The sequence below is a fragment of the Hansschlegelia beijingensis genome (assembly GCF_014196425.1).
Taxonomy (GTDB): domain Bacteria; phylum Pseudomonadota; class Alphaproteobacteria; order Rhizobiales; family Methylopilaceae; genus Methylopila; species Methylopila beijingensis.
Genome location: NZ_JACIDR010000001.1, coordinates 1 through 18,495 on the forward strand (window position 1 = coordinate 1; position 18,495 = coordinate 18,495).

The 18,495-nt window shown below is 68.2% G+C and carries 11 protein-coding genes and 1 pseudogene; 7 read left to right on the forward strand and 5 right to left on the reverse strand.

The window, feature by feature from the left end; all coding sequences use genetic code 11:
* The 3 genes and pseudogenes from GGR24_RS00005 to GGR24_RS00015 form a co-directional block, all read left to right on the forward strand.
* Positions 1–541: aminomethyl transferase family protein (locus GGR24_RS00005; RefSeq protein WP_183393257.1), on the forward strand; the 541-nt coding region annotated here is incomplete at its 5' end.
* 89 nt (positions 542–630) lie between these two features.
* Positions 631–1,995 (forward strand): NAD(P)-binding domain-containing protein, encoded by a 1,365-nt coding sequence (locus GGR24_RS00010; RefSeq protein WP_183393258.1) that lies wholly within the window; start codon positions 631–633, stop codon positions 1,993–1,995.
* A 118-nt stretch (positions 1,996–2,113) separates the two neighbouring features.
* Positions 2,114–4,366 (forward strand): annotated as a pseudogene (locus tag GGR24_RS00015) (trimethylamine N-oxide demethylase); the annotation flags it as partial.
* A 147-nt stretch (positions 4,367–4,513) separates the two neighbouring features.
* Here the strand turns inward: GGR24_RS00015 and GGR24_RS00020 are convergent.
* The 4 genes from GGR24_RS00020 to GGR24_RS00035 form a co-directional block, all read right to left on the reverse strand.
* A complete protein-coding gene (locus GGR24_RS00020; protein WP_183393260.1) occupies positions 4,514–5,212 on the reverse strand; it encodes a DNA-3-methyladenine glycosylase in 699 nt (232 codons plus the stop codon).
* A gap of 93 nt (positions 5,213–5,305) precedes the next feature.
* Positions 5,306–6,418: an ABC transporter permease gene (locus GGR24_RS00025; RefSeq protein WP_183393261.1), complete on the reverse strand. Its 1,113-nt coding sequence runs from the start codon at positions 6,416–6,418 to the stop codon at positions 5,306–5,308.
* Positions 6,419–6,423: 5 nt separating this feature from the next.
* Entirely contained in the window at positions 6,424–9,180 is a 2,757-nt protein-coding gene (gene rbbA / locus GGR24_RS00030; protein ID WP_183393262.1) for a ribosome-associated ATPase/putative transporter RbbA, read from the reverse strand.
* Positions 9,177–10,244 carry an HlyD family secretion protein gene (locus tag GGR24_RS00035; RefSeq protein ID WP_183393263.1) on the reverse strand — a complete coding sequence of 356 codons (1,068 nt, stop codon included), beginning with the start codon at positions 10,242–10,244 and terminating at the stop codon, positions 9,177–9,179. The genes rbbA and GGR24_RS00035 overlap by 4 nt, the downstream gene beginning before the upstream one ends.
* 361 nt (positions 10,245–10,605) lie before the next feature.
* Between GGR24_RS00035 and GGR24_RS00040 the strand changes: the two genes are divergently transcribed.
* From GGR24_RS00040 to GGR24_RS00050, 3 genes are read left to right on the forward strand one after another with little or no spacing between them, the layout of a single operon-like run.
* Entirely contained in the window at positions 10,606–12,396 is a 1,791-nt protein-coding gene (locus GGR24_RS00040) for a PHA/PHB synthase family protein (RefSeq protein WP_183393264.1), read from the forward strand.
* A 9-nt stretch (positions 12,397–12,405) separates the two neighbouring features.
* Positions 12,406–13,812, forward strand: coding sequence for a bifunctional enoyl-CoA hydratase/phosphate acetyltransferase (locus tag GGR24_RS00045; protein ID WP_183393265.1), 1,407 nt, complete (start codon positions 12,406–12,408; stop codon positions 13,810–13,812).
* Positions 13,809–15,020, forward strand: coding sequence for an acetate/propionate family kinase (locus GGR24_RS00050; protein WP_183393266.1), 1,212 nt, complete (start codon positions 13,809–13,811; stop codon positions 15,018–15,020). Before GGR24_RS00045 ends, GGR24_RS00050 begins: the two co-directional genes overlap by 4 nt.
* Before the next feature lie 21 nt (positions 15,021–15,041).
* Here GGR24_RS00050 and GGR24_RS00055 read toward each other — a convergent pair whose 3' ends face one another.
* On the reverse strand, positions 15,042–17,441 hold the full coding sequence (locus tag GGR24_RS00055; RefSeq protein WP_183393267.1) for a phosphoketolase family protein: 2,400 nt from the start codon (positions 17,439–17,441) through the stop codon (positions 15,042–15,044).
* Between the two features lie 234 nt (positions 17,442–17,675).
* Here GGR24_RS00055 and GGR24_RS00060 point away from each other — a divergent pair, with 234 nt between their 5' ends.
* Positions 17,676–18,107 carry a hypothetical protein gene (locus tag GGR24_RS00060; protein ID WP_183393268.1) on the forward strand — a complete coding sequence of 144 codons (432 nt, stop codon included), beginning with the start codon at positions 17,676–17,678 and terminating at the stop codon, positions 18,105–18,107.
* Positions 18,108–18,495 lie beyond the last annotated feature (388 nt).

Consider the following 18,495-nt stretch of genomic DNA (forward strand, 5'->3'; position numbering starts at 1 on the left):
CTATGAGGTGTTCTGCTCGGCCGCTGACGCGCCCTTCCTGTGGGACAGCATCATGGAGGCCGGAAAACCCTACGGGGCGTGCGCGGCGTCCTGGGGCTGCCTCGACATCATCCGGGTGGAGGGCGGCCTGCTGTTCTTCCCGTTCGACATGCCGAAGGGCGACGAGACGCCCTGGGAGGTCGGCGCGGAGTGGACGGTCGACCTGTCGAAGCCCGACTTCCACGGCAAGGCGGCGCTCGAGCGGCGCAGGAACGAGATCCGCGTCGCCAATGTGGGGCTCGAGATCGACGCCCATGAGGCGATCGAGCCGGGCGCCCGGATCATGAAGGACGGCGAGCAGGTCGGAACCGTCAACTCCACCGCCTACAGCCGCCACCTGATGAAATCGATCGCTCTCGGCCATGTGAAGCCCGAGCTGAAAGCCTGGGGAACCCCGCTCGAGATCGTCTCCGAACGCGGAACCTTCCCGGCCTATGTCGTCCGGACCCCGTTCTACGACCCCCACCGCATCAGAACACACCCCCTCGAAGAACGCGCCTGAAGAACAGCTCCGAGGGGCCTCGCTCCGAACTGCAGACGACAGACAATCAGGATCGATCACGGGCGTCACGGACGCCGAGGAGAACCAAGATGGCCTCACGCATCGCAGTCATCGGCGCCGGCCCGAGCGGTCTGGCCGCTCTTCGGGCCTTCGAGTCCGCCCGCCGGAAGGGCGCGGAGGTCCCGGAGATCGTCTGCTACGAGAAGCAGTCGAACTGGGGCGGGCTCTGGAACTACACATGGCGGACCGGCCTCGACGAGTTCGGCGAGCCGGTGCACGGCTCGATGTACCGCTATCTCTGGTCGAACGGCCCGAAGGAGTGCCTAGAGTTCGCGGACTACTCCTTCGAGGAGCATTTCGGTCGGCCGATCCCATCCTACCCGCCGCGCGCCGTGCTGCACGACTATATCGCCGGCCGCGTCGAGAAATCGGACGTGCGCAAATACTGCAAGTTCAACCACGCCGTCCGCGACGTGGAGTATGACGACGCGACCGGCAAGTTCACGGTGACGGTGAAGGATCTGGTCGCCAAGAAGCGCTTTTCGGAAGAGTTCGATTACGTCATCGTCGCGAACGGCCACTTCTCGACGCCAAACGTGCCGTATTTCGAGGGCGTCGAAAAGTTCCTCGGACGGGTGCTGCACGCGCACGACTTCCGCTGCGCTGACGAGTTCGCCGGCAAACACGTGCTGATGATCGGCTCGAGCTATTCGGCCGAGGACATCGGCACCCAGTGCCACAAATACGGCGCCCGGAAGATCACCTTCAGCTACCGCACCAAGCCGATGGGCTTCGACTGGCCTGAGGGCTTCGAGGAGAAGCCGCTGCTGACCAAGGTCGTCGGCCGCACCTGCCACTTCAAGGACGGCTCGTCGGTCGACGACGTCGACGCCATCATCTTCTGCACGGGCTATCTCAATCACTACCCCTTCCTGCCCGACGATCTCCGTCTGGAGACGCGCAACCGGCTGTTCCCGCCGAACCTCTACAAGGGGATCTTCTGGGAGCCGAACCCGAAGCTGATGTATATCGGCGCGCAGGATCAGTACTACACGTTCAACATGTTCGACGCGCAGGCGTGGTACGCCCGCGACGTCGTGCTCGGCCGCATCGCCCTGCCGGACCGCGCCGCGATGCATGAGGACAGCGAGTCCTGGGTGCGCCGCGAGGAGGCGCTCGAGGATCCGTACCAGGCGATCGACTTCCAGACCGACTATGTCCGCGACCTGCTGAGCGCGACCGACTATCCGCGTCTGGACGTCGACCGCGTCGCGGAGCTGTTCAAGGAGTGGGAGCACCACAAGGTCGAGGGCATCCTGACCTATCGTGACCGCTCCTATCCCTCGACCATCACGGGCAACATGGCGCCGGTCCACCACACGGTGTGGATGAAGGCGATGGACGACTCGCTGGAGGCGTTCCTCAACCAGCCGAGCCAGCAAGCGGCCGAGTGATCGGCCGCCTCGAAGGCTGGCCTGCGCCGCAAGGACGGCGCTTTCGCGCGGGCGGCCGGGGCCCGCGGCCGCAAGACGGGACGGCCCCCAAAGCCGCCGCCGCTCAGGGAGAATGGTCATGGACGCTGTGTCCGATCGTGAAACGTGGCGCGCCGCCAGCCTGGTGGCCCGCGGCGGCGAGCCGCTGGTGCTCGACCTCGCGGCCGGAGACCGCTGCCGCGTCGTCGATCCGGAGGGCGGCCAGCCCGGCCTGCTGTTCCTGAGCTCCGACGCGCTTTCGGGGAACGCCGCTCTCGAGCCGATCGGCGGAGAGCACGCCGAGGCGGGGCGCGCCGCCAGGGCCGCGCTCGCCGCCCGCGGCGTCGATCCGGATCGCGTCGTGGGCTTCCGGCTCCTCGGCGCAGACACGGAGCCCGGCGCCGAGAGCGGCTTCGAGATGGCCGCGCAGGCGCTCTGCGCCATCGTTCCCGCGGGCGGCCCGATGGACCCGGACCAGCAGACCCCGCCGACCGACCTGAAGGTCGAGATCGAAAGCCACGCTCCTGCTCAGGGCGTCGCGCCGGCGCCCCTGGCGGAGCCGAAGCTTGACCTGCGGATCAGGGCGGCCACCGCTTCCGCCTACCGGGTGGCGGCGGGCGACTACATCCAGATCATCGACGTCGACGGACGGCAGTGCTCGGACTTCCTGGCGTTCGACGCCGCCGCCCTCGAGCGCGGCGAGGAGTTCGGCCTCGATCCGACCGTCACCCGCACCCTGATGGGCACGGCCAATCCGGGCCCCGGGCTGCACTCCAAATATTTCGACGCACGGATGACGCCGCTGGTGGAGATCGTGCGCGACACGGTCGGCCGGCACGACGCCTTCCTGCTCGCCTGCACGCCGAAATACTACGAGGACATGGGGTATCCGGGGCACGACAACTGCACCGAGAACTTCAACCGCACGCTGAAGCCCTACGGGGTCGCGCCGCGCGCCGGTTGGCCGGCGATCAACTTCTTCTACAACACCTTCGTCAGGGCCGACGACTCCATCGGCATGGACGAGCCCTGGTCGCGGCCCGGCGACTACGTTCTGCTCAGGGCGCTGACCGACCTGGTCTGCGCCTCGTCGTCCTGCACCGACGACATCGATCCCGCCAATGGCTGGTCGCCGACGGACATCCATGTCCGCGTCTACGACAAGTCGGAAAACTTCTCCAAAGGCATAGCGCACCGCATGACGCCCGACGCCGAGCCCAGGCTGACCCGCGAAACCGGGTTCCACCCGCGCACCGCCGCGCTCACCCGCAAGTTCTCCGAATATCGCGGGTTCTGGCTCGCGGACTGCTACTCGGACGAGGGCCCGATCGCCGAATACTGGGCCTGCCGCGAGCGGGTCGCGATCATGGACCTGTCGCCCCTGCGCAAGTTTGAGGTGATCGGCCCGGACGCCGAGGCGCTGATGCAGCTCGCCGTCACGCGCAACATCAAGAAGCTCGCCATCAACCAGGTGGTCTATACGGCCATGTGCTACGAGCATGGCGGCATGATCGACGACGGGACCGTGTTCCGCCTCGGGCAGAACAACTTCCGCTGGATCTGCGGCGAGGACTATTGCGGGGTCCATCTGCGCGAACTCGCCCGCAAGCACGGGCTGAAGGTCTGGGTGAAGACCGCGACCGACCAGCTCCACAATGTCGGCGTCCAGGGCCCCCGCTCGCGGGATGTGCTGGCGAGCCTCGTGGTGACGCCCCCAGCGGAGCCCACGGTCAGCGAGCTGAAGTGGTTCCGCTTCACCGTCGGGCGGCTCAGCGGGGTCCCGGTCGTGGTGTCGCGCACCGGCTATACGGGCGAGCTCGGCTATGAGGTGTTCTGTCATCCCGCCCGCGCCCCGGAAGTCTGGGACGCCATCATGCAGGCGGGCGCGCCGCACGGCATAAAGCCGCTTGGCCTCCAGGCGCTCGACATGCTGCGCATCGAAGCGGGCCTCGCCTTCGCGGGCTACGAGTTCTGCGACCAGACCGACCCGTTCGAGGCCGGCATCGGCTTCGCGGTGCCGAAGGAGAAGACCGACCCTTATGTGGGCGCGCAGGCGCTTCAGCGGCGGCACGAGACGCCGTCCAGAAAGCTGGTCGGGCTCGACATCGACAGCAACGAGGCGATCGGCCATGGCGACTGCGTCCATGTCGGACGCGCGCAGATCGGCGTTGTGACGAGCGCGACGAGGTCGCCGATCCTCGGCAGGACGATCGCGCTCGCCCGCCTCGACGTGACCTATGCGGAGCTCGGCGCGCAGGTCGAGATCGGCAAGCTCGACGGTCAGCAGAAGCGCATCGGCGCGACCGTCGTGGCCTTCCCGCACTACGACCCGCAAAAGACCCGCGTGCGCACGGAAGCGCCCGCGCCGGACGCCTCGGCGCCGGCGGCCTCGCCGGATTCCGCGCAGGCGCAGGAGCCCCGCGGCAGCCAGGTGCGGGCCTGACGCTCCAGGACGTGACGCCGAGGCGCCGGGATGCCCGGCGCGCACGGCTTCGGCGGTTCACGCGTTGAGCCGCCGCGGCCCGCTCACGTAAGGGCTGTCGCGAACGTAGAAACGCAGCAGGCGGTCCGCCTCGCGCGAGATCCCGATCCTGACGCTTTCGCCGATCTCGTGGGCGGCCGCGTCGCCGCGCGCCAGCCACAGCGGGCCCCGGCGGCAGAGATCCAGTCCGTCGAGCGAGCGGTCGATCCGCAATGCGGCGGCCAGCCGTCCGGGGCCGCGCGCCAGGTCGCGTAGCGGGCCGGTCCCGCGGTTGAGCCTCATGATGGAGACCCCGTCGCGCGGCTCGATCGCCCGGATCAGGACGCCGGCGCCGATGCCGGGGGTCTCGGCCGAGACGTTCAGCATCCAGGAGCGGCCGTAGATGAAATACACATAGGCGTGGCCGCGTTCGAGAAACAGAGAACGGTTGCGCTCGGTCAGGCCGCTGAAGGCGTGGCCCGCCGCGTCGCCGACGCCATAGGCCTCGGTCTCCACGATCCTGCCGCTGACGACGCCCTCGGGCAGCGCGCGCGCCACGACCTTGCCGATGAGGAAGCGGGCGAGGGCTGCGGTCTCGACCGGAAGCTCGGAGCGGTCGAGCGGCGCGAGAGGGTCCGGACCGTCGCGTCCGGCGCCGCCGCTCGCCGGAGCCGGCGGATCAGGCGCCTCGCGCGAGCGGGCCGCGGAGGTGATGGGGCTCGCGGGCGACCTCGCCATCCGGACTTCCATGATGCTGACGCGTGGGCGGGCAGCCCGTCATAGCGCGCGCCATGCCGTGCGATCCAGAGGCCGCCGGATCGCCGTCCCGCGTCACCGGAGGAAGGCTCTGAAGCGCCGCAGCGACAGCGCGAACAGGATCGACCCGATTGCGAACAGCGCCAGGAACTGCGGCCACACCACGCCGAGGTCCGCGCCACGGAACAGAATGGATTGCGCGAGCATGACGAAGTGCGTGTTCGGCGCCGGATACATGATGATCTGGATGATCTCCGGCATGCTCTCGCGCGGCGTCATCGCGCCGGAGAGGAGCTGCAGGGGAAGCATCACCATGATGAGCAGCATCCCGAACTGGGGCATCGAGCCCGCCACCGTCGCGAGGAAGACGCCGAGCGACGTCGTCGCGAAGAGATGCAGGGCGGTCGCCGCCACAAAGAGCGCGACCGACCCTCCGATCGGCACCGCGAGAAGTCCCTGCACCACGAAGACGAGCGAGGCCGCGGACGCCAGCAGCACCACGAGGCCCATAGACCAGATCTTGCTCAGCATGATCTCGACCGCGGTGACCGGCATCACGAGCAGGTGCTCGATGGTGCCGTGTTCGCGCTCGCGGATCAGCGCGGCCCCCGTCAGGATGATGGACAGCATCGTGACCGACTGGATGAGGTTGCTGATCGCCCCGAACCACCGCTTGTCGAGGTCCGGGTTGAAGCGCGCCCTCAAGACCAGCTCGACTGGCGCGGTCGTCGCGGTCCGGTAGCGGTTGACGAAGGCCGAAACCTCTCCCGAGACGATGGACTGGATGTAGCCGCCCCCGCTGAAGGCCTGCGTCATGCGGGTGGCGTCGACGTTGAGCTGGATCGTCGGAACGCGGCCCGCCAGCAGGTCGCGCTGGAAGTTCGGCGGAATGTCGAGCGCGAAAGTGTCGAGGCCGGCGTCCATCCGCGCGTCCATCTCCGGCTGGGAGATGAATTGCGGGAACACGAACAGGGGCGGGTAGAACGCGCCGGCGATGCGGTTGGAGACAGGCGACTGGTCCTCGTCGACGATCGCGATCGCGGCCCTGTTCAGCGTCTCCGGCATCGCGCGGGACGCCGTGTAGATCGAAGCCGAGAAGGAGTAGACCACGAGGAGGAGCAGCATCGGGTCGCGGGCGAGCCCCCGCAGTTCCTTGATCCCGAGGTTGAAGACGTTGGCGAGCCGCATCGGAGTCACCGCGCCTGTTTGCGCAGCAGCGCGGAGGCGAGGCCGATCATGACCGGCGCCGCGATCCCGAGCGGGACAAGCGAGCGCCAGAGATCGTCGAAGCCCAGGCCCTTCGAGAACGTGCCCCGGGAGATCGTGACGAAGTGGGTGGCGGGAAAGACGTCGCCGATGAAGCGGCCGGCCCCCTCGAGCGAGGAGACGGGCTCGATGATCCCGGAGAACTGCAAGGCGGGGATCATGGTCAGAAGCGCGGTTCCGAAGATCGCGGCGATCTGGCTGTTCATGAAAGACGAGATGAGCAGCCCCATGGCGGTCGCGGCGCATGCGTAGAGGACGGCTGCGGCCGCGTAGAACGCCAGGCCGCCCGTGAACGGAACCCGGAACACGAAGGTGGCGAAAGCCGTGAGCAGCGCGAAGTTCAGCATCGCGACGGCCACGTAGGGGAGCTGCTTGCCGAGCAGGAACTCCAGCCGGGTCACGGGCGTGACGTAGAAGTTGATGATGGAGCCGAGCTCCTTCTCCCGGACGACGCTGAGCGCTGTCAGCATCGCGGGGATCATCAGCAGCAGGATGGGAATGACCGCGGGGGCCATCGCGACGATGGACCGGACGTCCGGATTGTAGCGGTAGCGCAAGGCGGTCTGGAACGCGCCGAACGACGCTCCCGGGTCCTGCCCCTCCCGCGACTTCTCCGCCAGCCAGCTCGCGTGCATTCCCTGCACATAGCCGCGCACGGTCTCCGCCCGCGACGGCATCGCGCCATCCATCCACGCGCCGATCTCCACGTGGACGCCGCGATCGAGGTTCTTGCCGAAGTTGGGCGGGATCTCGAGGGCGAGGCTCAATCCGCCGTCCTTCATGCGGCGATCGAGTTCCTCGTAGTCCACCAGCGGCTGCTGCTCGGTGAAGTAGCGCGAGCCGGATATCTGCTGGACGTAGTTCCGGCTGGCCACCGTGTCGTCGCGGTCAAGAACCGCGAAGGTGAGGTTCTCGACGTCCATGTTCACGCCGTAGCCGATCACGAACATCAGCAGCATGCTTCCGATGATCGCGAGCGCGGCCCGGATCGGATCGCGCCGGAGCTCGAGCGCCTCCCTTCGGCTGTAGGCGAACATCCGGCGCGGGTCGAACGAGCGGCGCGCCGCCGTCGCCGCGGCGCGGGCGGGCGCCGGCGACCCGGCTTCGCTTTGCGCCGAGCTGGCCTCCGCGCTTCGCGGCGGCGGCGCGCCGGCGGCCTCCTCCAGATAGGCGACGAAGGCCTCTTCGAGGTCGGCCGCATGGCGGCTTCGGGTGATCTCGGCCGGCGTGTCGCTGATCAGCACCTTGCCTGCATGCATCAGCGAGATGCGGTCGCAGAGCTCCGCCTCGTTCATGAAGTGGGTCGAGACGAAGATCGTCACGCCGTGCTTCCGCGACAGCTCGGCGAGGATCCGCCAGAAATTGTCGCGCGCGATCGGGTCCACGCCGGAGGTCGGCTCATCCAGGATCAGGATTTCCGGGCCGTGGATCATGGCGACGGCGAGCGACAGCCGTTGCCGGACGCCGAGGGGCAGGGCGTCCGGCCAGGCGTCCATGACGTCGACCAGGCCGAAACGGCTCGCCATCTCGTCGACGCGCGCCGGGATCGCGGCGGGGTCCATGCTGAACAGCCGGGCGTGCAGATCGAGGTTCTGCCGCACCGTCAGTTCGCCGTAGAGCGAGAACGCCTGGCTCATGTAGCCGACGCGGCGCCGGACGGCCATGTCCCTCGGATCGACCTCTGAGCCGAACAGACGCGCGGTTCCTTCGCTCGCCGCCAGGAGGCCGGTGAGCATCTTCATGGTGGTCGACTTCCCGCAACCGTTGGACCCGAGGAAGCCGAAGATCTCGCCGCGCAATATGCGGAAGCTGACATGGTCGACAGCCGTGAAGTCGCCGAAGCGCATCGTGAGGCCCTCAGCCTCGATGGCCACGACCTCGTCTGCTCCTTCGGCTCGCGGAGGGATGACGACGGCCTCGTGGCCGCGGCGCTTGGCCTCTGGCAGCAGGGCGATGAAGGCGGCGTCCAGCGTCGCCGCGGAGGCGCGGGCCTTGAGCTCCGCCGGAGAGCCGGTCGCCAGCACCTGGCCCGCGTCCATCGCGATCAGGTGATCGAAGCGCTCGGCCTCCTCCATGTAGGCGGTGGCGACGATCACGCTCATGCCCCGCCGCTCCCGACGGATGCCCTCGATGAGCTCCCAGAACTGGCGGCGCGACAGCGGGTCAACGCCGGTGGTGGGCTCGTCGAGGATGAGCAGGTCGGGATCGTGGATCAGCGCGCAGCAGAGACCCAGCTTCTGTTTCATTCCCCCGGAAAGCTTGGCGGCGGGGCGGCCCGAGAACGGAGCGAGGCCGGTGCTCTCGAGAAGCTCGCCGATGCGCCGCTCGCGTTCGAGCCGGTCGTGGCCGAACAGCCGTCCGAAGAAGTCGACGTTCTCGAACACCGAGAGCGTCGGGTAGAGGTTCTTGCCAAGCCCCTGCGGCATGTAGGCGATGCGCGGATAGCTCCGCTGGCGATGGTCGGAGTCCGACATGTCGCCGCCGAGCGCCTCCACGACGCCGGTCTGCACCACGCGGGCGCCGGAGACGAGGGATAGCAGGCTCGACTTGCCGACCCCGTCCGGGCCGATCAGCCCGACCATGCGGCCGACCGGCAGCTCGAGCGAGACAGCGTCCAGCGCGCGCCGCGACCCGTAGACGAGGGTGACGTCGCGCAGTCGCGCGACAGGCGCCTCCGCGTTCATTCGGCGGGCTTGCGCTTGAGCATGTCAGGCCATTGGGCGTCGCTCGCCAGCTTCACGTATGCGACGCCGGGCAACCCGGTCTTCACCTGCCTGATGTGCTGCTCCAGGAGCGCCTGCGGTATCCTCGCCTTCACCCGGAACATGAGCTTCAGGCGCTCCTCCTCGGTCTCGACGGTCTTCGGCGTGAACTGGGCGACGTCGGCGACATAGGTCACCGTGGCCGGGATGACGTATTGAGGCACGGCGTCGAGCACGAGGCGCACCTCGGCGCCGAGCGCGAGGCGGCCCGCCTGAGCGGTGGGCAGGAAGAACGTCATGTAGACGTCGCTAAGGTCCACAAGGTTCAGCACCCGCCCGCCGGGCGAAAGCACCTCGCCCGGCTGGGCGACCCGGTACTGCACCCGCCCGTCACGCGGGGAGATCAGGACCGTGTCCACGAGATCGGCGTCGATGCTCTCGATCGCGGCCTGCGTCGCGTCCACGCCCGCTCCGGCGTCGATCACCTGCGCCTGCGCCGCGCTGATGGCGGCCTCCGTGGCGGCGAGCTGGGCCTTCGCGGCGCCGACCCCCGCCCGCGCGCCCTTCTCGGCCGCCCGATCGTCGTCCAGCGTCTGGTACGAGGCCGCGTTAGTCTTCACGAGATGCTCGGTGCGCGCCAGCTTGCTCACCGCAGCGTCGAGCTCCGCCTCGCGCTGCGCGACGACGGCCTGCGCCGCCGTGTGCTCCGCCTCACGCTGCTTCACCACGCTTTTCGCGGTCTCCACGCCGATCTTTGCCCGCTGGAGCTGAGCCACAGCCTGCCGACGCTGCGCCTCGAGCTGCAGCGTGTCCATGCGCGCCAGCGGCTGGTTGGCGGTCACGAAGTCGCCTTCGTCGACCAGGATCTCGTGGATGCGTCCGGCGGTCTTTGTCGCGATGTCGATCTCGACCGCCTCGATGCGGCCATTGGCCTTGACGATGCCGGGGGGCAGGCCGCTTCCCGCGAACCGCGCCCAGTAAAGATAGCCTCCGACGGCGGCAGCCACGACGAGCGCAACAACAAGCCAGCGCCTCGACACGGACATCAGGCGGCTCCCATCAACTCTCGAGAGCGCGCCCTAGTCTTTATCAAGAATAAAACCGCGTTCTCGCAGGGCTGCTCGCACACAGGACAGGTGGCGCACGGCGAGCGGAAGGAAACGCTTCCGAGTTGTGGACCGGTCATCCGCCTCCCGGAATCCCCCCGGTCGCCCTTCGAGGCGACCGTCCGCGATCCCGAACCCACTCTGTTTCCAGGGTCGAGGCTCCACCTTGATCCACGTCAATCCCTCTCGCCCGACCCGGGACGTAGTGTGGGAGAATGACTTGTCCCGCCGGCTCGTCCGGCCGCCGACTCCCTCCGTTCGGGGTGCAGGGTCACGCGCCCGGCGGCAGCGAGGCTAGAGTATGGTGAGCGAAACCGGGCGCGGAGGGTCTTTGGACCGATCGGCCCGGGGCGAGGAGCCGCTGGGCGACGAAGCCTTCGCTGCGATCGACCGGATGACCGAAGCCCTCTGGGGACGGCTGACGGGCGGCCTGTCGCCGATGGCGTGCTCGCTGGCGCTGTTCGACTGGTCGATCCATCTCGCCGGCGCGCCCGGCAAGCGCGCGGAGCTTCTCGACAAGGCCGCGCGCAAGGCGGCCCGCTTCTGGGTCTACGCGGCGGCCGTCGCCGCAGGAGACAAGGACGCCCCCCCGTGCATCGAGCCGCTGCCCGGGGACCGTCGCTTCGCCGATGAGGGGTGGACCACGCCGCCCTACAGCCTGATTGCGCAGTCGTTCCTGCTGAACCAGCAATGGTGGCACAACGTCACGCATGACGTGCCGGGCGTCGCCAAGCACCACGAGGAGGTGGTGTCGTTCGCGGCGCGCCAGCTGCTCGACATGTTCTCGCCCTCGAACAGTCCGTTCCTGAACCCTGCGATCGTCAGGAAGACGGCGGAGAGCGCAGGCGCGAACTTCGCAAGGGGCTTCCGCAACTGGCTGGAGGACGCCAGCAGGCTGGCGTCTGGCCGGCCTCCGGTGGGAGCCGAGGACTTCAAGGTTGGCCGCGACGTCGCGGTGACGCCCGGAAAGGTCGTCTTCCGCAACCATCTCTTCGAGCTGATCCAGTACGCGCCGCAGACCGAGACGGTCGCGGCCGAGCCGGTGCTCATCGTGCCGGCCTGGATCATGAAGTACTACATCCTGGACCTGTCTCCGCGGAACTCGCTCGTCCGGCATCTCGTGGCGGCCGGGCGCACCGTCTTCTGCATCTCCTGGCGCAACCCCGGGCCGGAGGATCGCGATCTCGCCTTCGACGACTACCGCCGGCTCGGGGTCATGGCGGCGCTCGACGCGGTGGGGGCGATCGTGCCGGCCACGAAGATTCACGCGGCGGGCTATTGCCTCGGCGGCACGCTGCTGGCGATCGCCGCCGCGGCCATGGCGCGGACCGGAGACGACAGGCTCGCGACGATGACGCTGCTCGCGGCGCAGACCGACTTCACCGAGCCCGGGGAGCTCGCGCTGTTTGTCGACCACAGCCAGCTCCGCTTCCTCGACAGCATGATGTGGAACCGCGGCTATCTGTCAGCCGACCAGATGGCGGGCGCCTTCCAGCTGCTGCGCTCGAACGACCTCGTCTGGTCGCGGCTGGTGCAGGACTACATGATGGGCGAGCGCCGTCCGATGATCGATCTGATGGCCTGGAACGCGGACTCGACCCGGATGCCCTATCGCATGCACTCCGAGTATCTGCGCCGGCTCTATCTCGACAACGAGCTCGCAGGAGGCCGCTTCATGGTCGACGGACGCCCGGTGGCGCTGCAGAACATCCGCGTCCCGCTGTTTGTCGTCGGCACGGAGCGCGACCACGTCGCGCCGTGGCGGTCCGTCTACAAGATCCACCAGCTCACCGACACCGGCGTCACCTTCGTGCTGACAAGCGGCGGCCATAACGCCGGCATCGTGAGCGAGCCCGGGCATCCCGGACGGCGATACCGCGTCGCGCGCAAGACCGCCGCCGATCCCTGCCTCGGCGCCGACGAATGGGCCGCCGCCGCGACGGTCAGGGACGGCTCGTGGTGGAGCGAGTGGGCGGAGTGGCTCGACGGTCACTCGACGCCGGACCGCAGGGCGCCTCCCGCCATGGGAGCGCCGGACAGGAACTATGCGATCCTGGCGGACGCTCCCGGCGACTATGTGCTGGAGCGCTGAAAGCCTGGGATGACCGAGACCGTTCTGAGAAACCGCACCTTTGACGAGCTCGCGATCGGCGACACGGCCTCGCTGATGCGCGTCGTGGGGCGCGACGACATCGATCTGTTCGCGGCGGTGTCCGGCGACGTCAATCCGGCGCATCTCGACGCCGCCTTCGCGTCCACGGACATGTTCGGCCATGTGGTCGCGCACGGCATGTGGACCGGAGCTCTGGTCTCGGCGGTGCTGGGCGCCAAGCTGCCGGGTCCCGGCACGATTTACCTCGAGCAGCATATCCGCTTCCGCCGTCCGGTCTTCCCCGGAGACACCATCACGGTGACGGTCACCGTCAAGGAGAAGCGGCCGGCCCGGCGGATCGTGCTGCTCGACACGGTCGCGACGAACCAGCGCGGCGAGGAGGTTCTCACCGGCGTCGCGACCGTGATCGCGCCCGAGAAGAGCATCGAATGGCCGCGCGCCGAGCTGCCCGAGGTCAGGCTCCGGCGGCACGACCGGTATGAGGAATTCGTCGCGGAAGCTCGCGGCCTGCCGCCGATCGGAGCGGCGATCGTGCATCCCTGCTCGCGCGAGGCGATCCTCGGCATGATCGAGGCGCGCGACCAGGGCCTGCTCGATCCGCTGCTGATCGGTCCTGAGGGCAAGATCCGGGCGGCCGCCGAAGCCGCCGGGGTTTCTCTCGCCGGGATCCCGATCGAACCCGTGGCGCACAGCCACGCCGCCGCGGCGCGCGCGGTGGAGCTCGCGGTCTCGGGCGCGGTCGGCGCCCTCGTGAAGGGAAGCCTCCATACAGATGAGCTGCTCGGCGCCGTGGTGGCCTCCGGCTCCGGGCTGCGCACCGAGCGCCGGATCAGCCACGTCTACGCCATGGACGTTCCGGCCTACGCCAAGCCGCTGGTGGTGACCGACGCGGCCATCAACATCCAGCCCAGCCTCCAGCAGAAGCGCGACATCTGCCAGAACGCCGTAGACATGCTGCGGCTGCTCGGCGTCGAGCAACCGCGCGTCGCCGTGCTGGCCGCCGTCGAGACCGTCAGCGCCAAGATGCCGTCGACGCTCGACGCGGCGGCGCTGACCGTCATGGCCGCGCGCGGCCAGATCACGGGCGCGCTGGTGGACGGGCCGCTCGCCTTCGACAACGCCGTCAGCCCGGACGCAGCAAGGACCAAGGGCATCGTCTCGCAGGTCGCCGGCCAGGCGGACGTGCTGCTCGTGCCCGATCTCGAAGCCGGCAACATGCTGGCGAAGCAGCTGATCTATTTCGCGGGCGCGGACGCCGCCGGGCTCGTGCTCGGCGCCCGGGTCCCGGTCGTGGTCACCAGCCGGTCCGACTCCCTCAGGACGCGCATCGCATCCGCGGCGCTAGCCAAGCTCATGGCCTCCCGCCAGACCCTCGCCGGAAAGATGCCCCGATGAGCGAACGGCTGCTGATCACCTTCAACGCCGGCTCCTCCACCGTGAAGATCGGCCTGTTCGAGCTCGAGGGCGGGCCGCGCCGGGTGGGCAAGGGCATGATCGACTTCCGGCGCGCGCCGCTGCGCTTCGAGCTGACGGAGGGGCCGGACCGGTTCGACGTGACGCTCGAGGCCCCGCCCGGCAGCGAGATGCACGAGGTGCTGGAGGAAGCTTTCGACCGCCTGTCCTGGCACTTCGACCTCGGGCTCGTCGAGGCGGTCGGCCACCGCGTCGTCCATGGCGGGGACGCGTTCTCCGGGCCCGTCAGGATCGACGAGGCCGTTCTCGCCCAGCTGGAGGGCCTCACCGCGCTCGCCCCCTTGCACCAGCCTCAGGCGCTTCGGCTGATCCATGCGATCGCGCGGCTGCGTCCAGAGCTCCCGCAGACCGCCTCCTTCGACACGGCCTTCCATCGCACCAACGCCGAACTGACGCAGCGCTTCGCGCTGCCGCGGGCGCTGCACGACGAGGGCGTGAAGCGCTACGGCTTTCACGGCCTCTCCTACAAGCACATCGCGGGCGAGCTGGGGCGGCGGCATCCGGAGGCCGCCGGGGGCAAGATCGTCGTGGCCCATCTCGGCTCAGGCGCAAGCCTGTGCGGGCTCGAGAACGGCGTCGGCCGCGACACCAGCATGGGGTTCTCGACCCTCGACGGCATCCCGATGGCGACGCGATGCGGCGCGCTCGATCCGGGCGTGCTGCTCCACCTTCTGGGTCAGCAAAATCGCAGCCTAAAGGATGTCGAGGACATGCTCTACCACTGGTCGGGGCTGCTGGGGGTCTCGGGCGTCAGCGCGGACAGCCGGGAGCTCATCGCAAGCGACCAGCCGGAGGCCCGGGAGGCGATCGAACTGTTCGCGTTCCGCATCGCCGGGGAGACGGCCCGGATCGCGTCGACGCTCGGCGGCTTCGACGCGTTGGTGTTCACGGCCGGCATCGGCGAGCACCAGCCCGAGATCCGATCCCTCGTTGCCGGGCGTCTGGCGTGGCTCGGCCTTACGCTCGACGAAGCCGCCAACGCCGCGAACGCCGGCCTGATCAGCGCGGCGGAGAGCCGGGTGGCGGCTTTCGTCATCCCCACCGACGAAGAGCAGGTGATCGCCGACGAGGCGGCCTCGGCGCTCGGCGCGAAGGACGTCCCCGTCGCACAGGCGGCCGGCCGCGTCTGATCGACGGGCCGGCCTTCGGCGTCACTCCGCAGCCGGCGCGGGCGCCCAGCGCCAGTTGCGGACCTCCGGCATGTCCTGGCCGTTCTCCCGCACATAGAGCGCGTGCTCCGTCAGCTTCTCCTGAAGGTGGCGGATCACGTGAGCGGCGGAGTCCGCCAGACCCGGCACGCGGGCCATCGCCTCCATCGCCAGATGGAACCTGTCGAGCTCGTTCAGCACCGCCATGTCGAACGGGGTGGTGGTGGTGCCTTCCTCCTGGTACCCGCGCACATGCATCCGCGCGTGGTTGGGCCGGTCATAGGTCAGGCGGTGGATGAGATACGGGTAGCCGTGGAAGGCGAAGATCACCGGTTTGTCGCGGGTGAACAGGGCCTCGAACTCGCGGTCCTCCAGCCCGTGGGGGTGCTGCCGCTTGGTCTGCAGGGCCATGAGGTCGACGACATTGACGACGCGGATCCTCAGCGCCGGAAGCGCCTTGCGCAGGATGTCCACCGCCGCGAGCGTCTCCACGGTGGGCACGTCGCCGGCGCAGGCCATCACGACGTCCGGCTCCAGACCCGCGACCTCCGTCCCGGCCCAGTCCCACACTCCGGCGCCCCTGGCGCAATGCAGCGCCGCCTGCTCGATGTCGAGCCACTGGGGCGCCGGCGCCTTGCCGGCGACGATGACGTTGATCCGGTCGTATGTCCGCAGGCAGTGATCGGTCACCCAGAGCAGGCAATTGGCGTCGGGGGGGAAGTAGATCCGCGCGATGTCCGCCTTCTTGTTGGCGACGAGGTCCACGAAGCCCGGGTCCTGGTGGCTGAAGCCGTTATGGTCCTGCTGCCAGACATGCGAGGTCAGCAGGTAGTTCAACGAGGAGATCGGGCGGCGCCAGGGAATCTCGCGCGTCACCTTCAGCCACTTGGCGTGCTGGTTGACCATCGAATCCACGATGTGGATGAAGGCCTCGTAGCATGAGAACAGGCCGTGGCGGCCGGTCAGCAGATAGCCTTCGAGCCAGCCCTGGCAGAGGTGCTCGCTCAGGATCTCCATCACGCGCCCCTCTTTGGCGAGGTGAAGATCGGGGGGCTCGATCGGCTCCATCCAGACGCGGTCCGTGACGTCGAAGACGGCGTCGAGCCGGTTCGACGTGGTCTCGTCCGGTCCCATCAGACGGAAGTTCCGGGCCTCGGCGTTGAGGCTGATCACCTCTCTCAGAAGCCTGCCCATCGCCCGGGTGGCCTCGGCCGAGACGCCGCCGGGTTGCGGCACGTCGACCGCGTGGGCCCGGAAGTCGGGCATCTTCAGCTCCCGCCGCAGGACGCCGCCATTCGCATGCGGGTTCGAGCCCATGCGGCGATCGCCACTGGGGGCCAGCGCCTGCAGCTCCGGCCGGAGCCGGCCTCCTTCGTCGAACAGCGTCTCCGGACGGTAGCTCCGCATCCAGGTCTCGAGCACCTCCATGTGAGCCGGGTCGTTGCGGGCGTTCGCGACCGGCACCTGATGCGAGCGCCACGAGCCCTCGACCTGATGGCCGTCGACCTCCTTCGGCCCGGTCCAGCCCTTCGGGCTGCGCAGCACGATCATCGGCCAGCGCGGCCATCCGCTTTCGTTTCCTTCTCGCCACGCCGACTGGATCGCGCGGATGCGGTCGAACACCCGGTCCAGCGCGTCCGCCATCAGCAGGTGCATCGCCTCCGGCGCCGAGCCTTCGACGAAGACGGGGTCGTAGCCGTAGCCGACGAACAGGCTCTGGAGCTCGTCATCGGTCATCCGGCCGAGCACGGTCGGGTTGGCGATCTTGTAGCCGTTGAGGTGCAGGATCGGCAGGACGGCGCCGTCATTCGCCGGGTTGAGGAATTTTGACGAATGCCATGAGGCCGCGAGCGGCCCGGTCTCGGCCTCGCCGTCCCCGACGACGCAGGCCACAACCAGGTCAGGATTGTCGAAAGCCGCGCCGAAGGCATGCGTCAGCGCGTAGCCAAGCTCTCCGCCTTCGTGGATGGACCCTGGCGTCTCGGGCGCGACGTGGCTCGGGATCCCGCCGGGGAAGGAGAACTGGCGGCACAGCTTCCGCAGGCCGTCGATGTCCTGGCCGATGGCCGGATAGACCTCGCTGTAGGAGCCTTCCAGGTAGGTGTTCGCCACGAGTCCCGGACCGCCGTGCCCAGGCCCGCAGACGTAGAGGACTCCCTGGTCGCGGGCCCGGATGATCCTGTTCAGGTGGGCGTAGATGAAGTTCAGGCCGGGCGTGGTGCCCCAATGGCCGAGCAGGCGCGGCTTGATGTGCTCCGGTCTCAAGGGTTCGCGCAGCAATGGATTGTCGAGAAGATAGATCTGTCCGACGGACAGATAGTTCGCCGCCCGCCAGTAGGCGTCGATCAGATGGAGCTCCTCGTCACCCAGAGGGGTAGAGGCGCTTGGGCCGAAATCGTCCATTCCGCCACCATTGTATTAAGCGCGAACGCTCGGTTCCAGAACCTTCCCGGACGCTATCCAGCTGCGCGCGCTGGCCAATTGAGGCAGATCAAAGCCGTCCGTCAAAGGGGCGAGTAGCGTCACCCTACCATAAACGCACCGAGCGCCCTCGCGCTCATTGAGCGACAGCCGATACGCACCATGCGCGTCCGGACCAGCCAATCTGAGCGACCTCGCCGCCCTCTGAGCTGCCGGTTGAAACGCGTGCTGCTTCACCTCGTCCATGGCGGGGGCCAGCTTCACCCGAGCAGGCGACATGGCTACGACATCGTGGCGCCGCTCGACGAGGACGGCCGGTTGAACACCGATCTCTGGCGGTCGCATTGGGCGTACTGCCGGGTCATCCGCTTCTGGGGAGATTCTCCCTCTATGGCGGGCATGCTCAGATACCGGCCTGCAGCGCTCGAGGAAGAAGGCTGGTTCCTGGACTTCGACCCGAACTCGAAAGACGACGACCAGTTCGGGTACCGCCTCGACATCCGGAAATTCATGCCGGGCGGATATCTGTCGTTGCACGACCGGCATGATGACGTGTGCAAGTTCCAGATCGTGAACGTCTCGGAGCTGCCGGCGCAGGAGGCGCCTGCGAGCCGTCCGGAGGCCGCAGCCTCCGGAGCCGCATCATGAGCAGCTTCAGGGAGAGACCGTCGCCTCGGACGCCAGGACTGCGCTTCGCCGGCGCCCCTCGCCTCCATGCAGGAGCAGGCGGCCGGAGTCTGCCCGTCCTTCGTCGTATAATCCACGGCTATAGGAAGAAATCAGGATTTCCTGTCCAATAACTGATTATCAAAGGCCTGTACGTGGCCGGAAGATGTCGCTACATTTTTCTTTATGACTACGTTAGTTCTCCGGGTTATGTAGTTTTCGCGCCGGGCGCTAGGTTATGTATATCTACTCTCTGCTTTCAGGGCGGAGATTGTATAAGTGCTTTGCTGGATCTGACGAGTTTTTCTGAGGGGTGATCATGCGCTTCAGCGCGCGAGGTCGCTCGTGCGCTGTGAGAGCGGAGAAATCG